Annotated in this window: 15 protein-coding genes; 7 read left to right on the forward strand and 8 right to left on the reverse strand. The window is 75.3% G+C overall.

Annotated elements, in window-relative coordinates; genetic code table 11:
• Positions 1-44: 44 nt before the first annotated feature.
• Complete coding sequence (locus ACIPYS_RS33000; protein ID WP_400753279.1) at positions 45-1,745, forward strand: acyl-CoA dehydrogenase family protein; 1,701 nt, start codon at positions 45-47, stop codon at positions 1,743-1,745.
• A 75-nt stretch (positions 1,746-1,820) separates the two neighbouring features.
• On the opposite strand, the gene ACIPYS_RS33005 is transcribed toward ACIPYS_RS33000, so the two are convergent.
• From ACIPYS_RS33005 to ACIPYS_RS33015, 3 genes are all read right to left on the reverse strand, one after another.
• Positions 1,821-3,164, reverse strand: coding sequence for a M28 family metallopeptidase (locus ACIPYS_RS33005; protein ID WP_400753150.1), 1,344 nt, complete (start codon positions 3,162-3,164; stop codon positions 1,821-1,823).
• 174 nt (positions 3,165-3,338) lie between these two features.
• Entirely contained in the window at positions 3,339-5,645 is a 2,307-nt protein-coding gene (locus ACIPYS_RS33010; protein WP_400753153.1) for a sensor histidine kinase, read from the reverse strand.
• Between the two features lie 195 nt (positions 5,646-5,840).
• The gene (locus ACIPYS_RS33015) at positions 5,841-6,473 is read right to left on the reverse strand and encodes a response regulator transcription factor (protein ID WP_231978722.1); all 633 of its coding nucleotides are present in this window, start codon (positions 6,471-6,473) and stop codon (positions 5,841-5,843) included.
• Between the two features lie 274 nt (positions 6,474-6,747).
• Here ACIPYS_RS33015 and ACIPYS_RS33020 point away from each other — a divergent pair, with 274 nt between their 5' ends.
• Positions 6,748-9,084, forward strand: a complete 2,337-nt coding sequence (locus ACIPYS_RS33020; protein WP_400753156.1) for an ATP-binding protein — start codon at positions 6,748-6,750, stop codon at positions 9,082-9,084.
• Positions 9,085-9,175: 91 nt separating this feature from the next.
• On the opposite strand, the gene ACIPYS_RS33025 is transcribed toward ACIPYS_RS33020, so the two are convergent.
• From ACIPYS_RS33025 to ACIPYS_RS33045, 5 genes are all read right to left on the reverse strand, one after another.
• The gene (locus ACIPYS_RS33025) at positions 9,176-9,355 is read right to left on the reverse strand and encodes a hypothetical protein (RefSeq protein ID WP_093859699.1); all 180 of its coding nucleotides are present in this window, start codon (positions 9,353-9,355) and stop codon (positions 9,176-9,178) included.
• Positions 9,356-9,634: 279 nt separating this feature from the next.
• Positions 9,635-10,045, reverse strand: coding sequence for a hypothetical protein (locus ACIPYS_RS33030; protein WP_093859700.1), 411 nt, complete (start codon positions 10,043-10,045; stop codon positions 9,635-9,637).
• Positions 10,042-10,665, reverse strand: a complete 624-nt coding sequence (locus tag ACIPYS_RS33035; RefSeq protein ID WP_400753161.1) for a hypothetical protein — start codon at positions 10,663-10,665, stop codon at positions 10,042-10,044. The genes ACIPYS_RS33030 and ACIPYS_RS33035 overlap by 4 nt, the downstream gene beginning before the upstream one ends.
• Positions 10,662-11,915, reverse strand: a complete 1,254-nt coding sequence (locus ACIPYS_RS33040) for a hypothetical protein (RefSeq protein WP_400753164.1) — start codon at positions 11,913-11,915, stop codon at positions 10,662-10,664. Before ACIPYS_RS33040 ends, ACIPYS_RS33035 begins: the two co-directional genes overlap by 4 nt.
• A 184-nt stretch (positions 11,916-12,099) precedes the next feature.
• Complete coding sequence (locus ACIPYS_RS33045) at positions 12,100-13,257, reverse strand: 2-epi-5-epi-valiolone synthase (protein ID WP_400753167.1); 1,158 nt, start codon at positions 13,255-13,257, stop codon at positions 12,100-12,102.
• 353 nt (positions 13,258-13,610) lie between these two features.
• Between ACIPYS_RS33045 and ACIPYS_RS33050 the strand changes: the two genes are divergently transcribed.
• From ACIPYS_RS33050 to fahA, 5 genes are all read left to right on the forward strand, one after another.
• A complete protein-coding gene (locus tag ACIPYS_RS33050) occupies positions 13,611-15,071 on the forward strand; it encodes a phosphoribosyltransferase family protein (protein ID WP_400753283.1) in 1,461 nt (486 codons plus the stop codon).
• A 218-nt stretch (positions 15,072-15,289) separates the two neighbouring features.
• Positions 15,290-16,504, forward strand: a complete 1,215-nt coding sequence (hppD, locus tag ACIPYS_RS33055; protein WP_093859704.1) for a 4-hydroxyphenylpyruvate dioxygenase — start codon at positions 15,290-15,292, stop codon at positions 16,502-16,504.
• Between the two features lie 84 nt (positions 16,505-16,588).
• Entirely contained in the window at positions 16,589-17,788 is a 1,200-nt protein-coding gene (locus tag ACIPYS_RS33060) for a homogentisate 1,2-dioxygenase (RefSeq protein WP_093859705.1), read from the forward strand.
• Positions 17,785-18,675, forward strand: coding sequence for a hypothetical protein (locus ACIPYS_RS33065; protein ID WP_400753171.1), 891 nt, complete (start codon positions 17,785-17,787; stop codon positions 18,673-18,675). Before ACIPYS_RS33060 ends, ACIPYS_RS33065 begins: the two co-directional genes overlap by 4 nt.
• A complete protein-coding gene (gene fahA / locus ACIPYS_RS33070; protein ID WP_400753174.1) occupies positions 18,672-19,895 on the forward strand; it encodes a fumarylacetoacetase in 1,224 nt (407 codons plus the stop codon). The genes ACIPYS_RS33065 and fahA overlap by 4 nt, the downstream gene beginning before the upstream one ends.
• The last annotated feature ends 19 nt before the right edge of the window (positions 19,896-19,914 follow it).

Here is a 19,914-nt window from a genome sequence, read left to right on the forward strand (position 1 = left end):
CACCCTCCACCCAGCTCTCCACCCTCGACCCCCGGGAGCCCGCGATGCTCTTCAACCCGCGTTCCTACGACCCCGCGCAGTTCGACGAGCCGACCCGCCGGCTGCTGCGCGCGACCGTCGACTGGTTCGAGTCGCGCGGCAAGAAGGCGCTGATCGACACCTACATCGATCGCAGCTGGTACGCCGACTTCCTCGAATTCGCCGCCAAGGAAGGCCTGTTCGCCGAGTTCCTGACGCCGTCCGCGGCCGACCCGGACAAGCGCTGGGACACCGCCCGGATCGCCGAGCTCAACGAGATCCTCGGCTTCTACGGCCTCGGCTACTGGTACACCTGGCAGGTCACCATCCTGGGCCTCGGCCCGGTCTGGCAGAGCGAGAACGAGGCCGTCCGGGCGCGGGCCGCCAAGCTCCTGGCCGAGGGCCACGTGATGGCGTTCGGGCTCTCCGAGCGCAGCCACGGCGCCGACATCTACTCGACCGACATGATCCTCACCCCGGACGGCGAGGGCGGCTTCACCGCCACCGGCTCCAAGTACTACATCGGCAACGGCAACGTCGCCGGCCTGGTCTCGGTGTTCGGCCGCCGCTCGGACGTCGAGGGGCCGGAGGGCTACGTCTTCTTCGCCGCCGACAGCCGCCACGAGGCGTACCACCTGGTCAAGAACGTCGTGAACGCCCAGATGTACGTCAGCGAGTTCCGGCTGGAGGAGTACCCGGTCCGCGCCGAGGACGTGCTGCACACCGGCAAGGCCGCCTTCGACGCCGCGCTGAACACCGTCAACGTCGGCAAGTTCAACCTCTGCACCGCCTCCGTGGGCATCTGCGAGCACGCGATGTACGAGGCCGTGACGCACGCCCACAACCGGGTGCTCTACGGAAAGAAGGTCACCGACTTCCCGCACGTGCGGCGCGAGCTGACCGACGCCTACGCGCGACTGGTGGCCATGAAGCTGTTCGCCGCCCGCTCGGTGGACTACTTCCGGACCGCCTCCCCCGAGGACCGCCGCTACCTGCTCTTCAACCCGATGACCAAGATGAAGGTCACCACTGAGGGCGAGAAGGTCATCGACCTGATGTGGGACGTCATCGCGGCCAAGGGCTTCGAGGCGGACACCTACTTCGACAAGGCCGCCAAGGACATCCGGGGCCTGCCGAAGCTGGAGGGCACCGTCCACGTCAACCTGGCGCTGATCCTCAAGTTCATGGCCAACTACCTGTTCGCCCCGGCCGAGTACCCCGCGGTGCCGACCCGCCGGGACGCCGCCGACGACGGCTTCCTGTTCCGGCAGGGCCCGGCCCGGGGCCTGGGCGCGATCCGCTTCCACGACTGGCGGACCGCCTACGACGCGCACGCGCACCTGCCGAACGTCGCCCGGTTCCGCGAGCAGGCCGACGGCTTCTGCGCGCTGCTGCTGGAGCACGCGCCGAGCGCGGAGCAGCAGGCCGACCTGGACTTCCTGCTGGAGATCGGCCAGTTGTTCGCGCTGATCGTCTACGGCCAGCTGGTGCTGGAGCAGGCCGAGCTCACCGGGCTGGACCAGGACCTGCTGGACCAGGTCTTCGACGCGCTGGTGCGGGACTTCTCCGCGCACGCCACCGAGCTGCACGGCAAGGCGTCCACCACCGAGGCGCAGGCGGCGTGGGCGCTGGCGCACGTCCGCCGCCCGGTCGCGGACGGCGCCCGGACGGCGAAGGTGTGGGGCATGGTCGAGGCGCTCTCGGGCGCCTACGAGATGGCGCAGTAGCCGCCCCGCCCGTGGGGGACCCGGGGGTGCCGGTCGGCGGACCGGCACCCCCGGAGTCGTGTCACCGGCGGACCGTCAGAAGGTGAGCTTCCAGCTGTCGATGTAGCCGGTGTCCTGCGGCCCGACGTCCTGGACCTTGAGCTTCCAGGTGCCGTTGGCGGCCACCGCGGACGCGTTCACGGTGTAGGTGGTCTGCACATTGGGCGCGGAGTCGCTGCTGGAGCCCTTCAGGCGGTAGGAGGTGCCGTTGGGCGCGACCAGGTCGATGACCAGGTCGCCGCGGTAGCTGTGCTTGATGTCCACCCCGACCTGGAGCGCGGCGGGCGCGTTGCCGGTACGGCCGGTGACGGTGACGGCCGAGGTGACCGCCCCCCCGTTGTCCGGGATCTGCACGTCGGCGGTGTTCTCGAAGACGGTGCCGGTGGGCGGGGTGGTGCCGCCGGCCGAGAGGGTCCAGATCGCGTACGCGACGGCGTCGCTCATCCGGTCCAGCGCGGTGTCGTTGATGTTGGCGCTGGTGTCGCAGGAGGAGTGGTAGCAGCGGTCGAAGGGCTGGCCCGCCGTTCCGCCCCACTTGGCCGCCTGGGCGCTGGTCTTGGTGTAGTCGGCACCGCTGAACAGGCCGCCGACCCGGATGCCCGCGTCCTGGAACGGGGCGTGGTCGGACCGGCCGTCGCCCTCGAAGTCCTGCTCGGTGCTGATGCCGAGACCGGCGAAGTAGTCGCGGAACAGGGCGTCGAGCGCGCTGTCGTAGCGGTAGGTGAAGTAGCCGGGGTTGGGCGAGCCGATCATGTCGAAGTTCAGATAGGTGTCGATCTTCGAACGGTCGGCGCTGGAGAGGCTGTTGACGTAGTTCTTGGAGCCGATCATGCCGTACTCCTCGGCGCCCCACCAGCCGAACCGCAGGTGCTTGGAGGGCGTGAGCCCGGCCCGGGAGACGGCGAGCGCGGTCTCCAGGATGCCGGCGGAGCCGGAGCCGTTGTCGTTGATGCCCGGCCCGCCGGTGACGGAGTCCAGGTGGGCGCCGGCCATCACGACGTGCGAGGTGTCGCCGCCCGGCCAGTCGGCGATCAGGTTGTAGCCGGTCGAGCCGTTGTAGCTGAAGGTCTTCAGCGCGGTGGTGTAGCCGGCGGCGTCCAGCTTGGCCTTCACGTAGTCGATCGAGGCCTTGTAGCCGGCCCGGCCGTGGGCGCGGTTGCCGCCGTTGGCGGTGGCTATCGACTGGAGCTGGGCGAGGTGGGCCTTGACGTTGGCCACCGGAATGTCGGGGGCGGCGGCCGCGGCCGACGGGGCGGCGACGGGCGTCGTGGGGGACGCGGCCGCGGCCGGGGTCAGCAGGGCGGCCGCGAGGGTGACGACGGCGGCGGCGGACAGGGCGGATCGGCGCAGGCGGGATCGCCTCGGGGCGCGCTCGGTCAATGGAGGCTCCGATATCTGATGGGGCAGAACGGAAGCGCGCCACTCCGCGGGCGGCATTGGGGTGTTGAGGGGGTGTGGGGCCGGCCGCATCGCAAAGTTGACGCGACCATGATGATTGAGGGAACCTCCGGCCCCGTCAAGAGGCGGCGGTCAGAAGGGCGACCGCGGGGGCCGTCAGCCGTCCGAGGCCGGGCGGTCCGGGGTGCGGGGAAGCTCCGCCCGGACGAGGGCGCCGCCGTCGTGGTTGCCGGTGCTGAAGCGGCCGCCCAGCTCCTCGGCGCGCTCCGCCATCGAGCGCAGCCCCAGCCCCGACCCGGCCCGACGGGACCCGTCGGCGCCGACCGGCTCCGGGCGGCCCCCGGGGAAGCCCCGGCCGTCGTCCCAGACCTCGACCACCACCGCCTCCGGCCGCACCCGCAGCGTCAGCCGGGCCTGCCCGGCCGCCGAATGGCGCAGGACGTTGTGCAGCGCCTCGCCGCTGATCCGCAGCACCGCCACCTCCACCGCGGCGGCCAGCGCCGGCGGTGGGTCCGGGTCCAGCACCAGCGCGATCCCGACCCGCGGCCCGTCCAGCTCCGCGACCAGCCGCCGCAGCGCCACCGCCAGCCCCTCCCCCGCCAGCGCGGCGGGCGCCAGCCCCTCGGTGATCCGCCGCAGTTCGTCGATCGCCTGCCCGATCCCCGCCGACACCGCCCGCAGCGAGCGGGCCGCCGGGGAGTCCTCCGGCACGACGGCCCTGGCGGTGTCGACCCCCAGCCGCAGCCCCGAGAGGGTGGGGCCGAGCCCGTCGTGCAGGTCGTGCCGCAGCCGGCGGCGCTCCTCCTCCCGGGCGAGCACGATCTGCCGCCGCCCGCGCTGGAGCTCCTCGTACATGCGCAGCGAGGCGATCGCGGGCGCGGCCTGGTCGGCGAGGAAGCGGAGCACCTCGTGGTCCTGCGCGTCCAGCTCCGGCTGCCCGGCCCGCGGCGGCGCGTAGAGGTCGCCGATCACCGCGCCCTCGTAGCTGAGCGGGAACACCTGGCTGTCGGGGCCGACGGTGCCGACGGAGGCCAGTTCGTGCGGTCCGGTGCGGGTGTGCAGGACGACCCGGGCGCCGGGCAGGCCGAGGGCGCCCACCACGGTGTCGCAGAGCAGCGGCGGGGCGTCGGCCGGGCTGACGGCGCGGCTCAGGCGTTCGGCGAGCTCCCGGACCACCTGGTAGGGGCGGGCCCGGTCGCCGTAGTAGAAGCGGTCGACGGCCCGCACGACCCAGCGGGTGGTGGGCCCCAGCAGTCCGCCGATGGCCAGCGCCCCGGCCGCCAGCAGCTGGGCGCCGGTGTTGCTGGCCGTCGGCAGGGCACGGCGCAGCAGCAGGGCGATGCCGAGGTAACCGGCGATCAGCAGGGCGATCAGCGCGAGGACGCTGAGCATCCGGCGGGTCGCCCGGTCGAGGTAGCGGGAGCGGTCGCGGGTGAACGCGTAGCCGACCGCGCCGAGCATCCACAGCGCCGACCCGGCGAAGTAGGCCACCGCCGCGACGCTCTCCGAACTGCCGATCCGCAGCGCGATGTTGGTCGTGACCAGCCAGACCAGATAGGGCACCAGCACGGCGGTGACGCCGCGGTGCGGCCGCGCCGAGCGGCGCCAGCGGACGGCGGCCACGGTCAGGCTGGTGGCGACGATGCCCCAGGCGACCAGGGTCGCGTGCCATTCGTCGAGCGGCAGTCCGCGGCCGTCCGGGACGAGCACGTCGCCGAAGTAGGGCAGCGGGGTGCCGAGCCGCACGGCGCAGGCGTGCAGTGCGCTCCAGACGGCGACGGCGACGACGAACGCGCGGCCCGGCCCGCCGGGCAGCCGTCCCTCGGGCAGCCAGAGCGGCAGGGCCAGGGAGACGAAGACGAACAGGGTGACCGAGGCGAGCAGCAGCGCGGCGCCGAGGGCCTGCACCGCCGGTCCGGCGTCGGCGGCGGCGCCCGCGAGGAGGGCGAAGCGGGAGAGGCAGCCGCCGAGTCCGGCGGCCAGCAGGCAGCGGCCCAGGCTGCGGCCGACCGGTGCCCCGGCCGGGGCGGGCTCGGACTCGGGGCCGGGGCCGGGGCCGGGGCCTTGGCCGGGGCTGCCGTCGGAGGGCCGGAGGGGAGCCGGCCCGTCGGCGCCGGGTCCGGCGCGGTGGGCGAGGATGAGCAGCCCGGAGAGCGCGAACGCGAAGCCGAGCAGGACGGTCTCGCCGTCGTGGAGGTAGAACGGCACGGCCCAGGCGGCGTCCTGGTGGGTGACGGCGAGCAGCACCCAGCCGAATCCGCTGAGCAGGGTGGCCGCGCAGACCCAGGCGGCCGGGGTGAGGCCGCTGCGCCGGGGTGGCGCGGCCCGGCGGCCCGGCCGGGGGGCCGGCTGCCGCGCGGACGCGGCGGGGAGCCCGGTGGGCGCGGCGGGCCCGGCGGGCGCGGTGGGTGCGGGGCTGTGCCCGGTCCCGGTGGTGGCCGAGGTCGCGGCCGGTTCGCTCATGAGAGCCTCCTCTCCCGCATCCTCGGCTTCCTGGCGTCCCGGGGGCGCGGGACGGCGGTCCGGTCCCGGTCCCGGCCGTACCCGGGGCGGCCGTCGGCCCGCGGGTCCGCCGGGCGGTCCCCGGGCCCGCGACCCGCCCCGGCAACTGCCTGCCTGCCTGCCGGGTGGCCCGACGGGCGGCGGCGGGCCGGCGGGTCAACTGTCGCCGAGGCCCATGTCCCTGGCCCGGGCGACGGCCTCCGCCCGGGTGGCGACGTGCAGCTTCTCGAAGATGTGGGTGACGTGGTTGCGCACCGTCTTCTCCGCGACCACCAGCTCGCGGGCGATCCGGCGGTTGTCCAGCCCCCGGGCCACCAGGTCGAGGACCTCCGCCTCGCGGGCGGTGAGCGCCGGGAAGAGCTGCCCGGCCTCCCGCACCCGGGCGCCGGCCAGCAGGGTGGTGATCCGCTCCGCCACGTCCGCGCCGAACACCGCGCCACCGGCCGCGACCGTCCGCACCGCGTGCAGCACCTCCTCCCGGCCCGCGCCCTTCACCAGGTAGCCGCGGGCCCCCGCCTGGAGCGCGGCGAGCAGGCTCCCGTCGTCGTCCGCCATGGTGAGCATCAGCACCGGCGGGGCCGGCCGGTCGGCGGAGAGCCGGCGGGTGGCCTCCAGCCCGGAGCCGTCCGGCAGGGAGAGGTCCATGACCACCATGTCCGGACGGTGCCGGGCGACCGCCTCCGGCACGTCGCCCACGCGCTCGGCCTCGGCCACGACGACGATGCCCTCGGCACTCTCCAGGGCGGCCCGCAGCCCCTCCCGGAACAACGGGTGGTCGTCGACGATCAGGACCCGTACGGGTCCGGCCGACGGCGCCTCGTCCGGTTGCGGTCCCCCGGCGCGGGGGTCTTCGGCGGGCTGCTCTTCATCCACCCGGCCGACACTACCAGCGATGCCGGTGTGACTTTCCGTGATCATGACGCCGGGGCCGCCGGGTCGGCCGGGCGAACGAGACCGCTGCCCCATGCGCCCGGGACAACGGGCGGCCGAGACTGGTGGGAACGCCTCCGACCCGGCGACCGCCCCCCGGTGGACCCACCCTCACCCGTCCCTAGGCGGTGCCATGACCACGGTGACCCCTCTCCCGCCCCTGCCGCGCACGCCCGCCGGGGTCCCGCCGCGCCGGACGCCCGCACAGCGCCGGCTCACCGGGGCCGCGGCGCTCACCGTGCTCTGCCTGGCGGTCGCCGCCCTCTGGGGCTGCTACGTGCTGGTCCACCTGGACGCGCCCGGGGTGGAGGCCCCCCGCGACCAGCTCGCCATCCTGGTCTACGCGCTGCCCACCGCCGCCGCGGGCATGCTGCTGCACGCCCACCGTCCGGGAAATCCACTCGGTTGGGTGATGCTCCTCTACGCGCTGACGTCGATGCTGCCGAGCGCGGCCGCCGCGCCCGTCTGGGTGGAGGTCTCCGACCCCGGTCTCGTCGGCGCTGCCGCCGTGGTGCGCGCGGTGTGCGACACGGTCAGCCAGACGCTGTTCTACGTCCTGCCGCTCTGGCTGCCCGCCGGACGGCTCACCGGTCGCAGGTGGTGGTGGTACATCGGCGCCGTCACCGCGTGGGTGCTCCCGGACACCATGTCCTTCCTGGACCGCGCGACCGTGTTCGGCCGGCCGAATCCGCTCGCCGACAGCGCCGTCGCGAACGCCTTCGGCTCCGTGTCCGACCAGCTCGACCGCCTCTACGACCCGGTCAACTACCTGCTGATCGGTGTCGCCGCCGCCGTGCTGCTGGTCCGGCTGCTCCGCCGGAGCGCGCCCCGTCACCGCGCCCACCTGGCCGGCATGCTCGGCGCCTACCTGCTCTGGGCCGGAATGCAGGACTACTACACCCGGCGGTTCCAGTACGAGTACTGGCTGAGCTACTCGCTGTTCACGGCGGCGGGCGCGGTGTGGGCGGTCGCGGTGGCGTACCTGGTGGTGCGCGACGGCGGGTGGCGGCTGGACCGGGCCGCCCGGTCCGTGCTCGGCGGCCTGCTGCTCGCCGCCGGGCTCACCGTGGTGTTCGTGGTCTGCGCGACCGTGCTCTCGGGCTGGCTGGTGCCCGGCCGCGGCGGTGCCGCCCTGCTGCTGATCGCCCTGCTCCTCGCCCTGGGCGCGGGCCTGCCCCGGGCCGGCCGGCGGGCGACGGGCCTCGTGGACCGGCTCTACTACGGCGAACGCGCCCAGCCCTACCAGGTGCTCCGCACCCTGGCCGGGCAGGTCCGGCAGGTCGTCGACCCGGAGCGGCTGCCGTCCGCGCTCTGCGGCACCGTCGCCGAGGAACTGCGGCTGCCGGGTGTGGCACTGGCCGTCACCACCAGGGCCGGGCGTCGCCCGCTGGCCGCGGTGGGGCGGTTGGACGGACCGGTCCAGGGTTTCGCGCTGGTCCACCACGGCACGACGATCGGGGAGCTGACCGTGGGACTGCGGGCCGGCGAGGAGCGGCTCGACCCCAGCGACGTCGACATCCTGCGCTCGCTGGCGGACCAGGCCTCGCCGGCCGTCGCCTCGCTGCGGCTCCGGGAGGACCTCCAGGCCGGCCGGGAACAGATCGTCGCGGCGCGGGAGGAGGAACGGCGGTGGCTGCGCCGGGACATCCACGACGGGCTCGGACCGGCGCTGGCGGGGCTGCGGCTGCGGGTCGACAACGCGGCCTCGGCCGCCGGGGCCGCGGGCACTGCCGGGACTGCGGCGACTGCGGCGACTGCGGCCGGGTCGGGCGGCGCGGGCGGCGCGGCCGGCCCGGCCTCCGGGAGAGGAACCGACGCGCTGGCCCTGACGCTGCGGGGGATCTCCGACGACCTGGCGCTGACGATCAAGGAGGTGCGGCGGATCACCGACCGGCTCGGGCCCGCACCGCTCGGCGAGTTCGGCCTCACCCGGGCCGTCGAGCACCTGGCGGCCACGTTCAGCGGCGACGGCCTCGCCGTCAGCACCGCGCTGCGGCCGGACCCGCTGCCGGAACTGCCGGCCGCCGTCGAGGTGGCGGCCTACCGGATCACCGCCGAAGCGCTGAACAACGTGCTCCGACACGCCCGCGCCCGGCACGCCGAGGTGGCCCTGCGGGTGGACGAGGAGAACCTCGTGCTGACCGTCCAGGACGACGGGATCGGCCTCGGCGACCCCCAGGCGCCCGACGAGTACCCGGGCCCCGGTGACCCGGGCCCGGTCGACCCCGGCTCGGCCGACCCCGGCTCGGCCGACGCTGGCACTGCCGACACCGGCACGGGCTCGAACGAGCCGGGCGACGCCGGACCTGCGGACCCGGACCGGGCCGCCGGGGTCGGGCTGCGGTCGATGTCGGACCGCGCGGCCGAGATCGGCGGCCGCTGCACCGTCGGCAGCCTCCCCACCAACGGCACCCGGGTCCTCGCCGTCCTCCCCCGCCACCCCTTCCGCAGCCCCCGGCCCGGCGCCTGAACGTTCCGCCGGGTGCCCCACGCGTGCCCCCGTGCCCCCCGCGCGGTGAGGCACGGGGAGCACGGGGGCGACGGGGGCGGGACGGCGGAGGTCAGTTCTTGCAGTCCTTCTCGCCGGGCTTGCAGCGGTGCTCGGTGGCCGTGGTCCCGTCGGCGGGCGCCGCCGCCTTGGCCAGCGCGCCGGCGGCGCTCCTGATGATCACGGTGGCGGTGGCGATGCAGGCGACTACGGAGGCGACGCCGAACGTCCTCGTTCTCGTGTTCGTTGCCATGAGTGGTGCTCCAGACTTTTCTCTCCCCGAGCGGTCCGACCGATCGACCGCTCCGCCCCCCACTCTGGTCGGCGGCGCGCCCCGGGCACATGGGCCTGCCGTCCTGTTCCGGTCCCAGGACGGGTCCGCGGACGCGAACCGTCGACACCGAACCACCGGCCCCCGCCGGGGTGGCGGGGGCCGGTGGCCGGAAAGCGGAGCGGGTGGAAAGCGGAGCGGTCGGGGAACGGGGCGGTCGGGGAACGGAGCGGCCGGGCGGCAGGACCGCCGCGGGAGCCGTCATGGCCGGCTGCGCCGTTCGGCGCGGCGCCGGGCCAGCGAGTTCCTGGTCGCGGTGGTGCGGCGCGGCGCGTCCAGCGCGAGGCAGAGCACCTCGGCGCCGAGCGGGCCGGCCTCCAGCCGCAGCGGACAGCCCCGGGTCGCCAGCAGCAGATCGCCGTCGACGGCCAGGTGGTCCGGCTCGTCGGCGGTCCGGCCGACCAGCAGCGAGCCCCGGACCACGAACAGCACGGTCTCGCCGTCGGACCGCCCCGGCAGCGCGTGGTGCGCGCCGGGGCTGAGCCGCAGGTGGTCGAAGGTCTCGCAGGCGCTGGTGAGCATGGACCGGCGCGCCAGGCAGCGGACGCGGACGCGTTCGCCGTTCGGGCCGAGGATGACGGTGGCCGCGGCCGTGGCGGTGGTGACGATCATCGTGCGTCGCCTCCTTCGGGGCTCGGCGGGGTCTCGGGACGGTCGGGGGTGTCGGCGGCCGGGGCACCGTTGGTGGTCGGGGCACCGTTGGTGGTCGGGGCACCGTTGGTGGTCGGGGCACCGTTGGTGGTCGGGGCACCGTTGGTGGTCGGGGCGCCGTTGGTGGTCGGGTGCTCGGTGACCGGACGTTCGGCGACCGGACGTTCGGCGACCGGCTGCTCGGTGACCGGCTGCTCGGTGGTCGGGCGCCCGGCCGCCGGGTGGGCGGTGGCACCGCCCGGGCGGCCCGCGACCGCGAGGATCGCGTGGAAGTACTCGAGCCCGGCGGTGCCGGCCGTGAGCACGGTGCGCGCGCCGAACGGCAGGGTCAGGGCGGTGCCCTCGACCAGCGGGAATGCGGATTCGGCGACCGTCGACGCGTCGGTCCCGGCCTCGGGCACCGTCGCGGTGCCGGAGCCGGCCGTGATGTAGAGGGCGCGTTCGACGCCCTCGGCGGCGACCTCGACGCTGCGCCCCGGGTCGAGCCACTGCAGTCCGACCGCACGGAGCGGTCCGGCCAGCACCCGGCTCGGGTCGACGGCACCGCGGCGGCGGAGGTCGGTGATGACGGTGCCCGTCATGACGGGAACTCCTTCTGCTGAGCTGCGGTCCCTGCTGGGCCGCTTCTGGTCTCCACGGTGCTGCGCCTGCCGTCCCGGCCGCACGGGGACGCGGTCCCGTCCTGCTCCCGGCCGGCGGCCGGGTGCCCGTCCCCCCGGTTCGGCACCGCGCCCGGGCCGGTCCCGGCAGCAGCCCGGCTGTGCGGGACGGCGACCCGGGCGGGCCGGGCGGCGCCGACGGCCAGGTCGCCCGCGGCGGCCCGCAGCACCGCGCCGTCCACCGGGGTCAGCAGCCGTCCGTCGACGCAGTACGGACGTCCCAGGTCGGCGAGGAGCAGCAGACCGGGCCGGGTGGTGGCGACGGCCGCGGCGGCGAGCCGGTCGAGGTCCGCCCCGGCGGGCAGGGCGGTCGCGGAGCCGTTGCGCGCGAGCAGATCCCGGTGGGCCCGGCCGGACGGGCCGGCGGACAGCCCGAGCCGGGCCGCCACCGCGGCGGCGAGCAGCAGGCCCAGGGCGTCGGCGTCGCCGGGCGCCGGCGCGGGACCGGGGGTCGCGCGCACGGCGGCGGCGAGGCTGCGGCCGTAGCCGAGGGCGAGGGCGGGGCCGGTCTCGTCCGGGTCGAAGCAGACCAGGGCGGCCCGGGCGTCGGCGCACAGGGCGAGCAGGGCGGTCAGGGTCCGGGCGTCGTGGCGGGCCGCGGGCGTGAGCAGGCCCGCGAGCGCCGGGCCGTGGGCCGGGCAGACGGCGAGCACGTGCCGGACGACGGCGACGAGCCCGGCCCTGGTCCGCGCGGCGGGCCCGGCGGCGAGCAGGTCGGAGCGGACCCAGGCCAGCGCGGCCGGGACCGGACGGTGCAGGGCGAGGGCTGGACCGCAGGCGGCGGCGAGGTCGGTCGGCACCCGGACGGCGGCCGGGACGGCGCAGGCGCGTTCGCCTCCGACCGCGATCACCGTGCCGTCGGGGAGGGTCCCGGCGTCCGTCCGGCCGCCGGTGGCCGGGTCGGTGGGGAGGGGCCCCGCGCGGACCTCGCGCGGGGCCTGCGCGCGGACCTCGTGCAGGACGGTGGGCGCCCGGGCCTCGGCGAGCGCGCGGACCCGGGCGAGCTGCTCCGGGGGCGCGGTTCCGTCGGTGACGAGGACGAACCGCCGATCTTCGAACTCGGCGATCCGCGCGCCCAGTTCGCCCCAGGAGCGCTCGTCGCCGCGGACCGCGAGGGTGAGGTGCGCGGCACCGGCCTGGATCCGCCGGTCCAACCGGGCGCTGCGACGCATGGGGGCCTCCTCCCGTTCGGGGTCGGAGGCCCAGCGTGTCCTGCCCGTCGCCCCGGGCGCCTGAGCCCCGGAGCCCGTCCGTGCCCTGCCCACCGGGCGGGACACCCGGGCCGTGGGGCGCGGGGGCCTCGGGCGCGGCAGCTGCGGGCCGGGCAGCGTCGGGCGCGGCGGTCGGCGAACGCTTTCAGCCGTCGAGCGTCGGCGCGCACCCCGTGGCCGTCACCGCCGACCAGGCGCGCAACCACCCCGCCGCGCCGACGAGTTCACGCCCGCCCAGGTCGTCGACGAGCACCCCCGCGCCGATCCCGGACGGCAGCGGCAGCCACCGCCCCGCGACGCGGCGGCGCACGGTGCCGGCGAGCGCCTCGCCGAGCGCGATCGACTCCAGCAGCGGGTGCCAGAGCGGGAGTTCGAGCCTTCGCATCAGCCCGAGGATCCGTTCGGCCTGCCCCTCGTCGACCAGGCCGCGGCGCCGGGCCACCACCGTGCTCAGCGCCATGTCGACGCAGACCGCCTCGCCGTGCAGCAGCTCCGGCAGTGCACGTGTCTCCACCGTCGGACTGAACGTGTGCCCGTAGTGCCCCAGGCGCTCGCGGCCGTCCCTACCACCGCCGTCCGTACCACCGCCGACCGTGGCTCCGACGACGCGCGCGAGCACGGCCGCGCCGATGCCGGCGGCCTGGAACCGGGTGTCGAGCAGGTCCCGGCCGCGTCGCTCCAGCAGCCCGAACAGGTCCGCGTCCGCGATCAGCGCGACCTTGAGCACCTCGGCGAGACCACTGGCGACATGGCGGCGCCCCAGAGTGACCAGGAAGGCCGGATCGACCAGCGTCTCGGCCTCGGGGCGATGGGCGAACAGGCCGTGCAGGGTGGTGGGGACCCGCACGAACGGCGTGGAACGGCGGTAGAGGGTGCAGGCGAGCCCGACCACCTCGGCGAGCGCGCCGCCGCCGACCGCCAGCACCGGCGCGCCCCGGCGGGAGATCCCGACGGAGTCCATCCGGTCGGCGACCTGGAACACCGCGTCCATGGTCTTCACCTGCCCGTGCGCGGGCAGCACCAGCGTCTCGTGGTCGACGCCCCGGGTGTCCAAGTAGTGGCGGAGCCGGTGGCCGTGCAGCTCGTGCACCCGGGCGTCGACCACGACGAGCCGGCGTCCGGGCGGACCGCCGGCCACGGCGAGCGCCGGGTTGCCCGGATCCAGCAGGCCGGGCACGAAGCGGAGCCCCGGCCCGCCGGGACCTCCGGGGTCTCCGGGACCTCCGGGGGCGGCGACGGGGGCGGACGGGGTGGGGGGAGGCCCGAGGGGAGCGGGGCCGGGCTGGGTTCGGGGGACGTTCACGGGTCGGCTCCTTCGAGCGGGTCGGCTCCCCGGGCCGCACGGGACGGCGCAGGGCGGGCGCGGGTGGATGCGGGCGGACGCGGGGGGACGCAGGGGAACGCGGAGGGAGGGCCCGGCGGACGAGGGACGGGCCCGCCGGGCCGCTGTCGCCACGGTGCCGCGCCCGCCGTCCCGGTTGCACGGGTGGACGGCCCCATCCCCGTCCCGGCCCCGGGCGGGACCGCGCCCCGGTCCGGCCGTCCGGGGTGCGGTCGCGTCCCGGGGACGGCCGGTCCCCGGGAGACCGCGGTCCGTCCGGCCGCCCCGGCGACGTACGGTGGAACGGAGAGGCCGCACCCATGCCCGCCACCCGCATCCACTTCGCCGACCGCACCGACGCCGGCCACCGGCTGGCCGCCCGGCTCGCCCACCTGCGCGACCCCGGCACCGTGGTGGTCGCGCTGCCGCGCGGCGGGGTGCCGGTGGCCGCCGAGGTGGCCGCCGCGCTCGCCGCACCACTGGACATCTGCGTCATCCGCAAGCTGGGCGTCCCCGAGCAGCCGGAGCTGGGGATGGGCGCGATCGGCGAGGACGGGGTGCGGGTGCTCAACGAGCTGGTGCTGCGCCCCGCGCGGGTCACCGCGGGGGAGCTGGCCGCCGTCGAGGCCCGCGAACGGGCCGAGCTGGAACGCCGGGCCCGCCGCTACCGGGGTGACCGGCCACCGGTCGACCTGCACGGGCGGACGGTGGTCGTGGTCGACGACGGCGTGGCGACCGGTTCGACCGCGCGGGCCGCCTGTCTGATCGTGCGGGCGCGCGGCGCCCGGCGGGTGGTGCTCGCCGTCCCGGTGGCGCCGGAGGACTGGACGGAACGGCTCGGCGACGTCGCGGACGAGCTGGTGTGCGTCGGCACGCCCTCGCCGTTCTTCGCGATCGGCGAGTTCTACGCCGACTTCTCGCAGACCGGGGACGCCGAGGTGCTGCGCCGGCTCGCCGAGGCCGAAGCCGGGCCCGTCCCCGAAGCCGCGACCGGCACCGGACCCGAACCCGGCACCGGCACCGGACCCGGACCCGTGACCATTCCCGGCACCGCGACCGGCACCGGACCCGGACCCGCCGCCGACCGGGAGCTGACCCTCCCCGCCGCCGGCGTCCGGCTGACCGGCCGGCTGACCGTCCCCGGTGGCGCCCGCGGCATCGTGGTGTTCGCCCACGGCAGCGGCAGCGGCCGGCACAGCCCGCGCAACCGCCGGGTGGCCGAGGAGCTGAACCGCGCCGGGCTGGCCACCTTCCTGTTCGACCTGCTCACCGAGGACGAGGCGCCGGACCGGCGGAAGGTCTTCGACGTCGCCCTGCTCGGCGCCCGGCTGACCGACGTCGCCCGCGCCCTGCCCGTGGACCCGGCGGCGGCACCGCCCGTCGGCCCGCCCCTCCCCCTCGCTCTGTTCGGCGCGAGCACCGGCGCCGCCGCCGCACTGTGGACGGCCGCCCGGCTCGGCGACGGGGTGGCCGCGGTGGTCTCCCGGGGCGGGCGGCCGGACCTCGCCGGGCCCGGCACGCTGGCCGCCGTGACCGCGCCGACCCTGCTGGTCGTCGGCGGCCGGGACCTCGAGGTGATCGACCTGAACCGGCGGGCGCGCGAGCACCTGCGCTGCGAGAGTGAACTGGCGGTGGTCCCGCACGCCGGCCATCTGTTCGAGGAGCCCGGCACGCTGGACCGGGTCGCCGAGCTGGCCCGCGACTGGTTCGTCGAGCACTCCGGCGGGGGCCCGCGGGCCTCCGGGAACCCGCAGGCCCCCGGGGACCCGCCGGAGGCCGTTACGCAGAACCCGTGAAACCTCGCCGATCGGCCGGTCATTCTGCACAGCCCGATCGGCGATTTCCTGATCACCTTGTACACATTGAACAGTGAAAACCCGACCTGTTGCCCAACCACCCCGACTGGAGCAAGCTCTCGGCTCAACCGCCCGCGCAGCCTTGCCCACCCACCCAGCGGCGCGGCCGCCACCAGCGGATGCCTCAACGCCGAGGCCTCAATGTGGAGGAACGACCGATGACCCCGCAGTCCCACGCCCTTGAGCTGACCCCCGAGGAGCGCGAGGCCGGTCTCGACGCCGAGCAGCTGCGCCGCCTCGTCGGCCTCGTCGAGCACGACCCCGCCACCGACCCGTTCCCGGTCACCGCGCAGGACGCCGTCGTGTTCGTGGTCGGCAACGCCACCCAGACGGCCCAGTTCTACCAGGTCGTCTTCGGCATGGAGCTGGTCGCCTACTCCGGCCCGGAGACCGGCCGCCGCGACCGCAAGGCCTACGTGCTGCGCTCCGGCTCCTGCCGCTTCGTGATCAAGGGCGGCGTCGCCCCGGACAGCCCGCTGCTGGACCACCACCGCCGCCACGGCGACGGCGTCGTCGACCTGGCGATGGAGGTGCCGGACGTCGACAAGTGCATCGCGCACGCCCGCGCCCAGGGCGCCACCGTGCTGGAGGAGCCGAACGACGTCTCCGACGAGCACGGCACCGTCCGCCGCGCCGCGATCGCCACCTACGGCGAGACCCGCCACACCCTGGTCGACCGCTCCCGGTACACCGGCCCCTACCTGCCGGGCTACATCGCCGCCCAGAGCCGGGTGAAGCACCCCGAGGGCTCGCCGCGCCGCCTGTTCCAGGCGCTGGACCACGCGGTCGGCAACGTCGAGCTCGGCAAGATGGACGAGTGGGTCACCTTCTACAACAAGGTCATGGGCTTCGTGAACATGGCCGAGTTCGTGGGCGACGACATCGCCACCGACTACTCCGCGCTGATGTCCAAGGTCGTCGCCAGCGGCAACCACCGGGTGAAGTTCCCGCTCAACGAGCCGGCCATCGCCAAGAAGAAGTCGCAGATCGACGAGTACCTGGAGTTCTACACCGGCCCGGGCTGCCAGCACATGGCGCTGGCCACCAACGACATCCTCACCACCGTCGACGTGCTGCGCTCGCGCGGCGTCGAGTTCCTCAACACCCCCGACTCGTACTACGACGACCCCGAGCTGCGCGAGCGGATCGGCCACGTCCGGGTGCCGATCGAGGAGCTGAAGAGCCGCGGCATCCTGGTCGACCGCGACGAGGACGGCTACCTGCTGCAGATCTTCACCAAGCCCATCGGCGACCGCCCGACCGTCTTCTACGAGTTCATCGAGCGGCATGGTTCGCTGGGCTTCGGGAAGGGCAACTTCAAGGCGCTCTTCGAGGCCATCGAGCGCGAGCAGGACGCCCGCGGCAACCTCTGAGACCGGCCCGCCCCACGGGCGACCGGCCACCGCTGGAGCCGTACGAAGGTCTGGGCCCCGGAGGGTCCGGGAGGAGCAGGGACGATGGCGTACTACCGGCAGCTGGGCAGCATCCCGCCCAAGCGGCACACCCAGCACCGCACACCCGAGGGCGGGCTGTACTACGAGGAGTTGATGGGCGAGGAGGGGTTCTCCTCGGACTCCTCGCTGCTCTACCACCGGGGCATCCCCTCGGCCGTCGTGAACGCGGTCCCGTGGGAGCTGCCCGACCAGTCGACGGTCGCCAACCACCCCCTGCTCCCCCGGCACCTCAAGCTGCACGAGCTGTTCGCGGGCCAGGAGTGGAAGTCCGCGGACGTCGTCGGCAGCCGCCGGCTCGTCCTCGGCAACGGCGACGTGCGGATCTCGTACGTCGCCGCCGGGGCGCCGAGCGAGCTGTACCGCAACGGGCTCGGCGACGAGTGCGTGTACGTGGAGTCCGGCTCCGGCACCCTGGAGACGGTCTTCGGCACGCTGGAGGTCGGCCGGGGCGACTACGTGATCATCCCCCGGGCGACCACCCACCGCTGGGTGCCGACCGGCGACGAGCCGCTGCGCGCCTACTGCATCGAGGCGAACAGCCACATCACCCCGGTCAAGCGCTTCCTCTCCAAGTACGGCCAGCTGCTGGAGCACGCGCCGTACTGCGAGCGGGACCTGCGCGCCCCGTCCGGTCCGCTGCTGGTGGACGGCACGGACGTCGACGTCCTGGTCAAGCACCGCGGTCCGAACGGCATCGCGGGCACCCGGTACACCGTGCCGCACCACCCGTTCGACGTGGTCGGCTGGGACGGCTGCCTGTACCCGTACGCGTTCAACATCAGCGACTACGAACCGATCACCGGGCGGATCCACCAGCCGCCGCCGGCCCACCAGGTGTTCGAGGGCAACGGGTTCGTGATCTGCAACTTCGTTCCCCGCAAGGTGGACTACCACCCGCTGTCGATCCCGGTGCCCTACTACCACTCCAACGTGGACAGCGACGAGGTGATGTTCTACTGCGGCGGCGACTACGCGGCGCGCAAGGGTTCGGGCATCGCCCAGGGTTCGATCTCGCTGCACCCGGGCGGGCACACCCACGGCCCGCAGCCGGGCGCGTACGAGCGGTCGATCGGCGCGGAGTTCTTCGACGAGCTCGCGGTGATGGTGGACACCTTCCGCCCGCTGGAGCTGGGCGAGGGCGGCCGGGCGAGCGAGGACCCGAACTACGCCTGGACCTGGGCCGGTCGGGGGCCGCAGTCGTGAGCACCACCCCCGCCGACCCCACCGCCGCCGGGGCGGCCGCCGTCCCGCCGCTGTTCCAGGGGCTGTTCGACGACGCGGCGGTGTTCCCGCCCGGGAACCTGCCCGTCGCCGAGGCGGTGCCCGCGCACCTCGCGCACCGCGCCGCCCGGTACGCCGAAGCCGTCGGCCCGCTGCTCTGCGGGGCGGGCCGGCTGGGCGAACTGGCCGCCGCGGCGCACGCGGTGGGCGGCACCGGCTCCCGGCTCCGGGTCGGCCTGGTGCTGCCGGGGGGCAGCTCCGAGCTCGGCCCGGCCCTCACCGCCGCCGCCCCGTTCCTGGTGGCCGGCGTCGAACTGGCCACCCGGGACGCCCGCGAGGCCGTCGCCGCGCTCGACCTGCTGCTGCCGCCGGACGTACCGGCCGCCGTCGAACTGCCGCGCGAACTGCTGCGCGGCGACGGGCTGGAGGAGGTCCTGGACGTCCTGGTCGACAGCCCGTACCGGGCCAAGTTCCGCACCGGCGGCGTGGTCGCCGGCGCCTTCCCGGACGAGGCCGAGCTCGCCGGCTTCCTCACCGGGTGCGCGCAGCGCGGCCTGCCGTACAAGTGCACCGCCGGACTGCACCACGCCGTCCGGCACACCGACCCGGCGACCGGCTTCGAGCACCACGGCTTCCTGAACGTGCTCCTGGCGGCGGCGGAGACCGACCCGAAGGCGGCGGCCGACATCCTGGCCGAGCGCTCCGGCGAGGCGCTCGCCGAGGCCGCCCGCTCACTGACCGACCGTCAGGTGACGGTGATCCGCAACTCGTTCACCGCGTTCGGCACCTGTAGCATCGCCGAGCCCCTGGACGACCTGGCCGCCCTCGGCCTGCTGTCGCCCGCCCTGACGTCCCAGGAGGACCGTTGACCACCCCCCGCAGCTGGCTCGCGCCCGCGAACGACTCGCCGTTCGGCGTGCACAACCTGCCGTACGGCGTCTTCACCGCGGCCGACCGGCCGGGCACGCGACGGATCGGCGTCCGGATCGGCGACTTCGTGCTCGACGCGGGCGCCGCCGCCCGGGCCGTCGGGGAGCCCTCCGTCCTGCTCGACGCGGACTCGCTCAACCCGCTGCTGGCGGCCGGCCGCCCGGTGTGGACCGAGGTCCGCGCCTCGCTGACCCGCTGGCTGACCGACGAGGCCCACCGGGACGCGCTCTCCCCGCTGCTGCTGCCGCTCGCCGAGGTGGCACTGCACCTGCCGTTCGAGGTCGCCGACTACGTCGACTTCTACGCCTCCGAGCACCACGCCACCAACCTGGGGAGGATCTTCCGCCCCGGGTCGGAGCCGCTGACGCCCAACTGGAAGCACCTGCCGATCGGTTACCACGGCCGCTCCGGCACCGTGGTGGTGTCCGGCACCCCGGTGAGCCGCCCGCAGGGGCAGCGCAAGGCGCCGGCCGACGCCGTCCCGTCCTTCGGGCCGACCCGTCGGCTGGACATCGAGGCCGAGGTCGGCTTCGTCGTCGGCGCGCCCTCGGCGCTGGGCGAGCCGGTCGGTCTGGACGACTTCCGCGAGCACGTCTTCGGCGTCTGCCTGGTCAACGACTGGTCCGCGCGGGACATCCAGGCCTGGGAGTACGTGCCGCTCGGCCCGTTCCTCGGCAAGTCCTTCGCCACCTCCGTCTCGCCGTGGATCGTGCCGCTGGCCGCCCTCGAGCACGCCCGGGTCGCCGCGCCGGCCCGTGACGTCGAACTGCTCCCCTACCTCGACGACCGCGCGGACGACCGGCACTGGGGCCTGGACCTCGCCCTGGAGGTCCTGCTGAACGGCCACCGGATCTCCCGCCCGCCGTTCGCCTCGATGTACTGGACAGCCGCCCAACAGCTCGCCCACATGACGGTCAACGGCGCCTCGCTGCGCACCGGCGACCTGTTCGCCTCCGGCACGATCAGCGGGCCGGAGCCGGAGACCAGAGGCGCGCTGATCGAGCTGACCTGGAACGGCGAGAACCCGCTCAAGCTCGCGGACGGCACGACCCGGACCTTCCTGGAGGACGGCGACGAGGTGACCGTCACCGCGACCGCCCCGGGGCCGGACGGGACCGTCGTCGGCTTCGGCGAGGTCACCGGCCGCATCACCCCCTGACCCGGCGGGGCCACCACCC

Origin of the sequence: Kitasatospora sp. NPDC089913 (genome assembly GCF_044748625.1) — a bacterium.
Classification (GTDB): Bacteria; Actinomycetota; Actinomycetes; order Streptomycetales; family Streptomycetaceae; genus Kitasatospora.